Below are 10,991 nucleotides of genomic sequence, written 5' to 3'. Positions count from 1 at the left end.
GTGGCATTTGCCACGTCTTCCCCCCCCATTTGCAAATGATTATCATTATCGTTCATTCTCAATAAGCTCTCTGGTTGCCGACAATTGTTTAGGGTCGGGTAACAGAGAAAAACCTCTCTGGACTTACTTTTCAACCTACTTGTCACCCCGTGAGAAAATCAACTCTTGTTGAACGAGTTTGGGTGATAGTTGTGGCACCACACATAATATCCACATCTCCCCGTTGGACAATACGAAAACGACTGTCAATAGTCCCTTCTCTCAAGTTTAATTTTATGGGTTGATTGAGTTCTTTTTCCAGTCTTTTATGAATTAACTTTTATGAATTAAATAGATGAGATCAACAGAGTATCCTGTCCATTTTCCTTTGTTATTCACATAACAAAAAGGAATAGCATCTTTTCTGACTCCTGCGTTTAACTCTCCTGTCCTTTTTATTTTCTCTAAGACGGTTTCAGCTAAGACAAAACGGGGAAAAAAACAACATAAAATCAGAGTTATCAGGACAGAAATTGAAGCTTTACTTTTCATCTCATCATTATTTAACTATATATATAACACCCTAGACAGATTAATTGTTATAAAGTTCCTCTCATTATTTTTAGGTCTAAAGTGAAATTAACAAAATTAAACTGTTTTTCAATTAGATACTTTCTATATACTTCTGAATAGTTTGTTTTTGTTCTTCGTCGTATTCCCATTTATCTAAAAATGCTTGATAGATGCCACTATTATTAATAATAGTTTGCGTTAATGCTGCTAATTTTTGGGAACTTAATTCCAAGTCAGTTAGCTTAATTAAATTGCCATTTCTTACGGCAACTTTTTCAGAACTTTTAGCCATATTCTCATCGTTATTTCGACGATGGGTGACGGACATAGCTGAAGACATAGCCAGATTTTTTACTAATAGTTCACTAACAATTTCTGGGGATGTTTTCAAAGCATTAACAACCCCTTCACTGGGATTATCTGCCAAAGGGAGATCACTGGTTAAATAAACAACAAAAAATCCTCTAGCACCATTTTCGCTATTGACTAGGGTAGTGACTATTTCTTCAATTTCAGAGTCTTTTAATTTTTTGTTAACCATTGCTTCGGTGAGGGTTCTGGTTAACTGTAATGCGTCTTCAAAGGTGAGATCCTTAGGAATATGCCAATTCATTTTAGTTTGTAATCTTTTATAATTATTGAGGTTGATTTTCTTGGAAATAGCTAACAGAAGGGTCTAGGGTAATTAAGTCTTCTATATTTCTATCCATAGTATAACAAATCTGATCCAACGGTAGATCGTTGGCATCGTAACCGAAGGGATCTTCAATTTCTATGCCAATGGCTTCTATGCCTAGTATAGTAAAGCTAATTAAGGCAACAATGGGTGCTGTCATCCATCCCAACTCATCCACAAATTGAAACGGTAATGTTAAACAATAAAGTAAAACTAACTGTTTCAAATGGATGGTATAAGCTAAAGGGATGGGGTTTTTAAGGATTCTCTCACAAGCTCCTAAAACATCTACCATAGTATCTAATAATTTAAACATGGCAGTGAGTTGATAAGAATCGATAGCTTGTTTTTCATATTGTTGCTGTAAATAATCACCAATCCAGAAAGCGATCTCTAAGGGAGGATGACTCATGGTGCATAATTTATTGTACCCCTCTTGAGGTAAAAATCGCTCTAGTTCCTCATTAACTGGTTCAGAACGTAATTGTAATTTAGTGGCGATCGCAAAAGCAATTAATAGTTTGAGAGTGGTGATTTTTTCTGTGCGATCGCTACTATCATTTTCCTTAATTATCACCCAAATAGTACGGGATAAATTACGAACCGTGTTAATTAAAGTTCCCCAAAGTTTTCGCCCTTCCCAATATCTTTCGTAGGCAGTATTAGTACGAAATACTAACAGTAACCCCAAAACAATACTAGGAACCAAGCCACTTTTTAAGGGCAAAGCGACATTAATCCCAAAATAATACAAACAGGTAACACCAAGAGCAAAAAAAGCGCAGGCTGAAACTCTGGGCAAAATGGCGGGGATAACGGAACCTTGCCATTGCCAGATGAAACGAAACCAGGGGCGGTGATTAGAGTTTGGTAATAATTTTCCCCTGTTCATTGCCTATTTTTTTTCTTTAACCTTGGGACGAGGGAACTTAGACGCAGCATGGAATTGTAGAACCGGTTGATTTTTCAGGACTTCGCTCATAAAACTACGCCATATCGGTGCAGCATGACCCCCCCCTGTGGTTCTTGCACCCAGAGGGCGGTTAGCGTCATCTCCGATCCATACAGCCGTAGATAACTGGGGAACATAACCCACAAACCAGACATTTCGTTCATTATCTGTGGTTCCAGTTTTACCAGCTGCGGGACGGCCAATGTCAGCAGCCCGTCCGGTTCCACTGGTGATCACCCCTCGTAAGACGGTGGTTAAGGAAGCGGTTGACCAAGGATCAAGCACTAATTGAGGTTTTGGGGTATTATCTCTTAAAACATTGCCCCGACTGTCTGTAATGCGGACAATAATAGTCGGCTCAGAATACCAACCGTTGCTGGCAAAGGTAGCGTAGGCGTTGGCCATTTCTAGAGGAGTCATGTCACCAGCACCCAAAGGAAGAGATATTACTGGTTGCATGGGACTATTTATACCCAAACGACGACAGACTTCAATCACCTTGCTAACGCCGATTTTTTGCCCAATAACCACCGCCGGGACGTTACGAGAACTAATCAAAGCAGATTGGATGGTCACAGGACCGGCAAAGCCTCCCCCGTAGTTTCTGGGGCTATAGACACCGCTACCACCGCTACCGTCACGATAACTGACAGGGCTATCGTTAACCACGGAACCGGGGCCATATTTGCCACTGGCAAAGGCGGCGTAGTAAACAAAGGGTTTAAAAGAAGAACCGGGTTGACGAAGGGACTGAGTAGCGCGGTTTAATTGACTTTTTTCGTAATCTACTCCCCCAACAATGGCTTTGATAAAGTGGGTTCGGGGATCAACAGCCACTAGAGCAATCTGTAAATCTTTGGTCCTTAAACCTCGACCCCTTAGTTGCTTATACCCTTTTTTAACGGTTTCTTCTGCTCTTTGCTGCATGAAGTAATCTACGGAGGTTTGAATACGCATTCCTCCTTTAGTGATCACCTCTTTGCTGAAGGTTTCTTGTAACTCTTGCTTCACCGTATCGGTGACGTAGGGTAGTTTACTAGCTTGCCAGGAAGTAGGTTTTCCCACCTCTAAAGGCGCTTTATGGGCTGCTTGGGCTTCTTCTGGGGTGATCCAACCTACATCGGCCATACGGTCAAGAACTACCTTCTGACGTTGTTTAGCGTTGGCGTAGTTGTTAAAAGGACTATAGGTTTCAGGAGCCTGTATTAACCCGGCCATCATGGCGGCTTCGGGTAGCGTTAATTCGGAGGCTGATTTATAGAAGTAACTTTGGGCTGCGGTTTCAACCCCGTAGTTATTGTGACCCCAATAGATGTTATTGAGGTACATTTCCATAATTTTGTCTTTTTCAAAGACTTGTTCGACACGAACGGCGAGAACAGCTTCTGAGAGTTTACGGGTAAAGGTTCGATCCTTAGTTAGAAAAATATTTTTCACTAACTGCATGGTGATGGTTGAAGCCCCTTCTACCACACCCCCACTTTTCCAGTTAACCCACAAAGCCCGTCCGATACTGTTGGGGTTAATGCCTTGGTGCAAATAAAAATGGCTGTCTTCAATGGCTAAGACAGCCCGTTTCAACTCAGGGGAAATTTTGTCCAGTGTTACTGCTTCTCGGTTGGCTTCTCCGTGTAGTCGAGTTAGGAGCCTTCCTTTGATATCGTAGACGTAACTGGTTTCTGATGGGGAATAGTTATTAAGGCTCCGGACATCAGGAAGTTTACGGAAGCTTATGGCTAAACCCACTAGCCCTCCGGCGACGACGGAACTTGCTAAGAGACTCATCCCCAGGGCTGTCCCTCCAGCAGTGCGAAGAACTCCCTTAATAAACGAAGGGTCGTTATTAGGGGAGTTCTTAGAGTTTTGTTGCTGTCTAATAGTGCTAGACGACACGATGTTTAATTTCCTCACTCCGAAAGTACAGTATAGATAAATATAAACAGGGATTTACAAGTTTATGGTTTTTTTGTGTATTGATATAGTAGCTTACTAGAATTTTGCTCAGAGTCAATCCCTTAAGTTCATTATGGCGATTTTTTTTGGGAAATGGGGGGAGGGTCAGGGCAATCGCATTTAATTTTTGAAAAGCTGACTGCATAAGAGGTTTCGCGATCGCCGTTCATTTGTACTGAAACTCTAAAATCTTTACTGGATCACGCATCTCAGATTTTAATGCGATTGCCCTGGGGGGAGGGTGATGGGGTGACGGGGTGACGGGGTGACCGGGTGACGGGGTGAAAATATAGAGATCATTTCTCGAAAATCTCCCCCTCTCGCTCAATACTGTTCGGATAAGCTTGAAAAGTTGATTAAATAAGGAGTGTGGGAAGGCTGGGAAGTGTACTTCGACAAGCTCAGCAACAGGGAAGACTAAAAACAATATTAATATTCTGCTTCCCTATCTCCCAGTCCCCCAGTCTCCCAGTCCCCGAGTCTCCCAGTCCCCCAGTCCCCCAGTCTCCCCCTCTCCCAGTCTCCCTATCTCCCAGTATTACAAGGCTCCGGCTGCCGTTTTATCAAGAACTCCCCCTAAATGGGTGGTAATATTGATGGCTTGCAGTACGGGATGTCCATCCACTCCTTTAGGATAGTCAATGACGCTAACACAGCCATTACCCTGTTTAATATTCCAAAAATTAGCCGGTTGCAGTCCCAATAGTTGACATAAAATCGCTTTATTAATGGCATCGTGGGCGACAACAATGCCAGTTTTGGGGTTGCCATCTTGGCTATAATCTTTAACAATGTCTTGCCAACAAGCAACGGCACGATCCCAAACCTGTTGTAAGGTTTCTCCTTCTGGCATTTGTACGGTTTCTGGAGCATCTTTCCACTGTTGTAGCATCCCAGGAAAGTCCGCTTCGATCTCGCTTTCTAGTTTCCCTTCCCAGAGTCCATGACAAATTTCTTCTAGGGGTTGGCGCAGATCTAGGGTAATATCGGAATGATATTGTAGGATAATTTCGGCGGTTTCTTTGGGTCGTAATAAAGGACTACTTACACCAAAATTGATGTTAATTTCTTTGAGAAAATCGGCAGCTTTTTGTCCTTGTTTTTTCCCGTTTTCATTCAGGGGAATATCCCGAATTCCTTGGAATCTAGATTCACGGTTCCATTGGGTTTCTCCGTGACGAATAAATAGTAATCTTAAGACATTATCTTGGGAACGAGGCGGAGGAATAGGGATGCCTAAATGAGAGGTTTGGTTTAGGGATTCTAGTTGCACTGTTTCTCCCCAACTTCCTGTAAAATTCAAGATATTAATACAACAATTTGACTGCTGTATATGGTGATAATGGGAGGGAGGAACGCCGATCGCACTCATGATTAAACAGCGATTTATTCCATTATGAGCCACAATTAAAATAGTCTTGTTTTTATGCTCCTTAAGTAATTTTTGCCAAAATTCTTTTGCTTGTTCGTAAAGAGAAAGTACGGGAAAATGCTCTTTTTGTCCTTCAGGAGTGGATAAGACCATTTTAAATTCATGGGGACGTTGTTTCCAGCATTTATAGTCTTCGGAAAATTTCTGGGCAACTTCGTCTTTATGCAACTTTTCCCACAAAGGAAGGTCTACTTCTCTTAGTTGTTCATCAGGGGATAAACTGGGAGGTTCTTGGAAACAGTTTTGGATAATTTCTGCGGTGGTTTTTGCCCGTTGCAAAGGACTACAATAAATAGCATCAATGGCTAAAGAACTTAAGGTATTACCGACTTTTTCAGCGTCTTGGCGACCTTTTTCTGTTAGCACAGATTCATCATTACGCCCTTGAATTAATTTTTGAGCATTGTAGCTGCTTTGTCCATGACGCACTATAATAACGCGAGTAGTCAATCTTCCTATCCTCTCTCAAAATTATCATTTTCTAGATTACAGGTTCTTGCCACTTTATCCTCAACTTATTTTGCTATTTGTCAGATTTCTTATCAATATTTTCTCAAGTCTTTTCATAATCTATGATTTTAAAGCAAAAAAACTTATCTGAACTCTATGATAAATCATATCATAAAAATAACGTTTTTGAAATAGTTTTAATAATTATTTTTGCCGTCATAACCTTGATTGGTATACTGAACCATGCCATGTGGCGTGATGAGCTAAATGGTTGGTTAATTGCTAGGGATAGTTATTCTTTTATTAATTTTTTTGATAATATTAAGTACGAAGGGCATCCTCTTATTTGGTACGTTTGTTTATGGTTTTTAAATCAAATAACAGGTAATCCTCTAGCTATGCAGTTTTTTCATTGGTTTATTGCTATTGCCAGTGTCTCTATTTTTGTTATTTTTTCTCCCTTCACTAAAACACAGAAAATATTATTTATTTTTGGTTATTTACCTTTGTATGAATATTCTGTAATTAGTCGTAATTATGGTATTGGTGTTTTATCAATTTTTATTTTTTGTGCCTGTTTTAAAACTCGCCATAACTCTTATCTTCCTTTAGCATTGATCTTAGCTATTATGGCTAATACAAATGCTTATTGTTTACTTATATCCTTAGCATTAGGATTTACTTTAACTATTGAATATATTTTTAGAGGTTATTTTCACTATCAAACCAAGGCAAATAAATATAATATTCTTGGTGCTTCACTCATCTTTTTCTTGGGAATATTTATATCAGTATTTATGTTATTACCTCCTGCTGATAGTACCTTACAAGGAGGAGCAAGTCAGTGGTTTTTTCAGTTTGATTTTAATCGTTTGACTCAAACAATTACGAGAATTTGGCGTAGTTACGTTTTAGTAATTATTCCCAGTGATTCTAAACCAATAGATTTATTTATTTTTTCGTTTTTATCTCTTGGTTTATTTACCTTTTCTCTACTAATATTGCTCAAAAAACCTATAGCTTTACTATTTTATATTGCGGTAAATTTAGAAATTCTTGCTTTTACTTATGCTAAATTTTTGGGTTCTCAAAGACACTATGGACATTTATATATAATCCTTATTGCTGCTTTATGGCTAGCTCATTATTATGATAATTCTCCAATTATTATTAAGTTTATAGATAGGATTAATCATCGACTATCAAAAATAACTTTAAATGGTTACAATTTTGTTTATCACAATAAAAAATCTTTATTGTTAATGATATTATGGTTACAGCTTATTGCTGGTATTGTTGCTTTTAGTCGTGATTTAATCACCCCTTATTCCAGTAGTCAAGTAACGGCAAACTTTATTAAAGATAATGAGTTATCAAATCATCTTATCATGGGTAGCGAAGATTTTACTATTGCCCCCATTAGTGGTTATCTAAATCAGAAAATATACTATCCTGAAAGTCAAAAATTGGGCAGTTATGTTCTTTTCAATAATGAACGAAAAATCGTAAATGATGGCGATATCATGAAGCAAATGATTAACATTATAGCTGAGGAAAATCAAGATATTTTGTTAATTATGAATAGAGAGTTTATGGAGCGATCGCCTAATTTAGACATTGAATTTATCGAAAAGTTCACCAAATCTTTTATCTATAATGAAAAGTATTATCTTTATTTAGTAAAATCAGTACCTAGTTTAAGTTAATAAATATGAAGATAACAAACATAAAAAGTGATAGTTTCTGGTTCGTATTTCTATTAATATTAGCCCTACTGTTATGGCTTTTGAATTTAGGTAATCTTCCTTTAAGAGACTGGGATGAAGGATACTATGCTACTGTAGCGCAAGATATGTTTCAATCAGGAAACTGGCTTTATTTAACATACTCAGATCAGCCTTTTTTATTAAAACCTCCTTTGATTATTTGGTTGATAAATATAAGTTATAATTTAGCAGGTATCAATGAATTTACTACCCGTTTTCTCTGTGCTTTAATCACTTCTTTTGGAGTTCCTTTATTATATTTAGTCGGAAGAAATTTATTTTTAAAGCAAGAGCCAGCAATTTTTAGTAGTTTAGTTTACCTAACTTTATTACCTATGGTACGTCATGGCCGCTTAGCCATGATAGATGGTATTATAAACACATTTTTTATCTTTGCTATCTTATCTTTACTCAAGTCAAAAAAACAACCATTATGGGCCATAGGGTTTGGTTTTGGGATAGGATTAATTGCTTTAAGTAAAGGAATTTTAGCTTTAGCTTTAGGAGGTATTTTAGGGGTTTATATACTTTGGGATAGGGAACAAGAGGCTTTTAAAATTCTCTTGACAAAGATAACACAACTACTCGGATTAAAAGCTATATTTAAACCTATTTTAATTGCTTTAAAAAATAGTGACAAAAGTTTGCTTAATAATTACTTCCTATGGATAGGTTTGTTGTTAGGATTTTTACCTGTAATAATCTGGTATTATCTACAAATAAAGTATTATGGTGAACAGTTTATACAAGTTCATTTTTTACAACAAAATTTTGACCGTTTATCTACTGCTGTTGAGGGAAATAGTGGTTCCCCTTGGTATTATATTGTAGAATTAATTAAATATAGTTTACCTTGGTTACTATTTTTACCCAATGGCTTATTTTTAGCATGGAAAAAACGGCAGAAAAGTTGGGGTAAATTAGTCTTAGTCGGGTTTTTTCTATTTTTAGGAATTATCACTATTATGGGTACTAAACTTCCTTGGTATATTATGCCTATCTATCCTTTTTTTGCTTTAGCTGTTGGCTATTATTTAAGTTATTTATATGGAGGAGACAAACAATATCCTAAACTATATACATTCTGTTTCTTCTCTCTAAGTATTATGATTGTAGCTGGTGGCATTTATTTATGGAAAGATACACAAGAAATAATACTTGTTATTATGGCCTGTCTTCTTTTTATTACCTTTTTCTTAACCAGTCAAAAACTAAAACAGAATTCTCCTAATTTTATTAATATTCTTGTGATTGGTTTATACAGTAGCCTAATATTATTGATAACATCCAGTGTTTGGGTATGGGAGCTAAACGAAGCATTTGCCGTTAAACCTGTTGCCAACCTCATTAAAGAAAATACTCCTCCAAAAACTATTATTTATACCTCATTTGAGTATAGTCGTCCTAGTTTAGATTTTTATAGCCATCGCCAGATACTAGCTGAGAATAACGCAACATTAGAAAAACTTGCTTCAACTGGATCTTATTTGTTATTGGATCAGGAAACTTTTGACAATTTAAAGTTAACCGATGTTAAAATACTAGGAGAGGTCAAGGAATTTATTTTGATTTCTACAAATAATCAGTAGTCAAAATACTTAGAGAGAGTTTAATGACAACTAAAAGAGCAATATTAATTGTTTTAACTATCGTTTCACTTATACCTGTCATTTTATCGTTAATTGCTAGTATAAATCAGCCCCAAGTACAATCAAATCTACAACTTTATCAAACCAACTTAGTATTACAAGCGGCAGAATCTTCTTCTGAAAATCTTAGTGAATTTGACCAAATTCGTGAATCAGTATTAGGAAAAAATCCTTACGAAGCAGCATTGAAACAATATCAAGATGCGCGTCAAATCTCTGAGAAAAATTTAAACCGTTTAGAAAATAGTCTAAAACTATTTAATGAGCCAAAAAATGAGCTTAACCAAGCAGATAGTAATAAGATTCTGCCTATTTTTTCAGAAAATAATGAACAAAATAAACTAGAAATAGAAATTAATAAACAGCAGGAAGAAATAGACAAAATAACACTCAACATAGGAGTCTTAGAAGTTGCACAAGGAAACACAATCGAAAGTTTAGAAATATTAAATGAACTACAAGCATCATCTTTTTCACCTTCTTTAAAAAAGATAGCAAATACCATAAGTCATTTATCTGATAATAACGAGCCTATTTTAGTAGAATCAGAAAAAATCATCAAACAAGAATTAAAGGGATGGTTTCGCTATTACTACCTTAACAAACTTTATCAAATTCAAGAAAGACAAGATGATTTAATTAAATTACAAAAAAGCCAACAAGAAGTAGCTAAGCAAGCTATTATTAAGCTAACTGTTATTGCTATGATTCCTGCGGTAGGTGGATTAATAGGAGTGGCGATTATTATATTTTGTTTAATTCAATTAGGCATTAAAAAAGAATCAGCTATTTTAGTGATAGATGAAAGATTTAAGTGGGAAACTCCCTGGACCATAGAAATTCCTTGGCAAGTTTTAGTAGTTGGATTTCTCTTTTTTGGGCAAATAATCATCCCTATTTTGGCTAGTTTTCTCAGTCTTAATTTAACCGCATTAGGCTTGCGAGGAACAGCATTTTATATACTAGGAACCTATGTTGCCCTATCTCTAGGAGGAATAGGGGTGCTATATTTATCCATTAAATCCTTTTTTCCCTTACCGAAAGATTGGTTTAATTTTAGTTGGTCAAGTAACTGGATTATTTGGGGAGTAGGAGGCTATTTAGTAGCTTTACCTTTAGTGGTTATTATTTCATTAATCAACCAAAATATTTGGGATGGGCAAGGGGGAAGTAACCCCTTACTTTCCCTCGCACTAGAAGGACAAGATATAGTGGTTTTAGCCATCTTTTATTTCACAGCAGCGATCGCAGCCCCTTTTTACGAAGAAATTATGTTTCGTGGCTTTTTATTACCTTCTTTAACTCGGTATTTTCCCCTATGGGGAGCCATTGCAATCAGTAGTTTAATTTTTGCCGTTGCTCATCTTAATCTTTCAGAGGTGCTTCCTTTAACCGTTTTAGGGATGGTTTTAGGAATTGTTTACACACGCTCTCGTAATCTTCTTTCTTCCATGCTATTACACAGTCTTTGGAATAGTGGCACTTTAATCAGTCTTTTCTTATTAGGGAGTGGAGGAAATTAACAAATTTAACTATGGATGTGGACTTTGTAGGGGTTTAA

At 36.7% G+C, this 10,991-nt stretch carries 9 protein-coding genes; 3 read left to right on the top strand and 6 right to left on the bottom strand.

The annotated features are described in order from the left end of the window. Positions 1 to 142: 142 nt before the first annotated feature. The 6 genes from CWATDRAFT_RS41030 to CWATDRAFT_RS15735 all read right to left on the bottom strand — a co-directional run bounded on the left by CWATDRAFT_RS41030 (position 143) and on the right by CWATDRAFT_RS15735 (position 6,015). Positions 143 to 265 carry a transporter substrate-binding domain-containing protein gene (locus CWATDRAFT_RS41030; protein ID WP_268742317.1) on the bottom strand — a complete coding sequence of 41 codons (123 nt, stop codon included), beginning with the start codon at positions 263 to 265 and terminating at the stop codon, positions 143 to 145. Positions 266 to 312: 47 nt separating this feature from the next. Then, positions 313 to 531: a transporter substrate-binding domain-containing protein gene (locus CWATDRAFT_RS41025; RefSeq protein ID WP_007305937.1), complete on the bottom strand. Its 219-nt coding sequence runs from the start codon at positions 529 to 531 to the stop codon at positions 313 to 315. A 112-nt stretch (positions 532 to 643) separates the two neighbouring features. After that, complete coding sequence (locus CWATDRAFT_RS15750) at positions 644 to 1,165, bottom strand: hypothetical protein (protein WP_007305936.1); 522 nt, start codon at positions 1,163 to 1,165, stop codon at positions 644 to 646. A 22-nt stretch (positions 1,166 to 1,187) separates the two neighbouring features. Continuing rightward, positions 1,188 to 2,120: a bestrophin family protein gene (locus tag CWATDRAFT_RS15745; protein WP_007305935.1), complete on the bottom strand. Its 933-nt coding sequence runs from the start codon at positions 2,118 to 2,120 to the stop codon at positions 1,188 to 1,190. 3 nt (positions 2,121 to 2,123) lie between these two features. Beyond that, on the bottom strand, positions 2,124 to 4,073 hold the full coding sequence (locus tag CWATDRAFT_RS15740) for a transglycosylase domain-containing protein (RefSeq protein ID WP_007305934.1): 1,950 nt from the start codon (positions 4,071 to 4,073) through the stop codon (positions 2,124 to 2,126). A 598-nt stretch (positions 4,074 to 4,671) separates the two neighbouring features. Then, positions 4,672 to 6,015 (bottom strand): histidine phosphatase family protein, encoded by a 1,344-nt coding sequence (locus tag CWATDRAFT_RS15735; protein ID WP_007305933.1) that lies wholly within the window; start codon positions 6,013 to 6,015, stop codon positions 4,672 to 4,674. A gap of 122 nt (positions 6,016 to 6,137) precedes the next feature. Here CWATDRAFT_RS15735 and CWATDRAFT_RS15730 point away from each other — a divergent pair, with 122 nt between their 5' ends. The 3 genes from CWATDRAFT_RS15730 to CWATDRAFT_RS15720 are packed head-to-tail and all read left to right on the top strand — an operon-like array spanning position 6,138 to position 10,953. Next, the gene (locus CWATDRAFT_RS15730; protein WP_007305938.1) at positions 6,138 to 7,721 is read left to right on the top strand and encodes a hypothetical protein; all 1,584 of its coding nucleotides are present in this window, start codon (positions 6,138 to 6,140) and stop codon (positions 7,719 to 7,721) included. A gap of 5 nt (positions 7,722 to 7,726) precedes the next feature. After that, on the top strand, positions 7,727 to 9,370 hold the full coding sequence (locus CWATDRAFT_RS15725; RefSeq protein WP_007305939.1) for an ArnT family glycosyltransferase: 1,644 nt from the start codon (positions 7,727 to 7,729) through the stop codon (positions 9,368 to 9,370). 23 nt (positions 9,371 to 9,393) lie between these two features. Continuing rightward, positions 9,394 to 10,953 carry a CPBP family intramembrane glutamic endopeptidase gene (locus tag CWATDRAFT_RS15720; protein ID WP_007305940.1) on the top strand — a complete coding sequence of 520 codons (1,560 nt, stop codon included), beginning with the start codon at positions 9,394 to 9,396 and terminating at the stop codon, positions 10,951 to 10,953. Positions 10,954 to 10,991 lie beyond the last annotated feature (38 nt).

The sequence above is a fragment of the Crocosphaera watsonii WH 8501 genome (assembly GCF_000167195.1).
In the GTDB taxonomy this organism is placed as follows: Bacteria; Cyanobacteriota; Cyanobacteriia; order Cyanobacteriales; family Microcystaceae; genus Crocosphaera; species Crocosphaera watsonii.
The sequence above is the reverse complement of the archived record's forward strand: the minus strand, read 5'-3'. Positions and strand labels throughout refer to the sequence as shown.

What these genes read in the sequence shown, in the direction of transcription:
- CWATDRAFT_RS41025 (WP_007305937.1), bottom strand. Translation starts at nt 531, where the DNA reads ATGAAAAGTAAAGCTTCAATTTCTGTCCTGATAACTCTGATTTTATGT.
- CWATDRAFT_RS15750 (WP_007305936.1), bottom strand. Translation starts at nt 1,165, where the DNA reads ATGAATTGGCATATTCCTAAGGATCTCACCTTTGAAGACGCATTACAG.
- CWATDRAFT_RS15745 (WP_007305935.1), bottom strand. Translation starts at nt 2,120, where the DNA reads ATGAACAGGGGAAAATTATTACCAAACTCTAATCACCGCCCCTGGTTT.
- CWATDRAFT_RS15730 (WP_007305938.1), top strand. Translation starts at nt 6,138, where the DNA reads ATGATTTTAAAGCAAAAAAACTTATCTGAACTCTATGATAAATCATAT.
- CWATDRAFT_RS15725 (WP_007305939.1), top strand. Translation starts at nt 7,727, where the DNA reads ATGAAGATAACAAACATAAAAAGTGATAGTTTCTGGTTCGTATTTCTA.
- CWATDRAFT_RS15720 (WP_007305940.1), top strand. Translation starts at nt 9,394, where the DNA reads ATGACAACTAAAAGAGCAATATTAATTGTTTTAACTATCGTTTCACTT.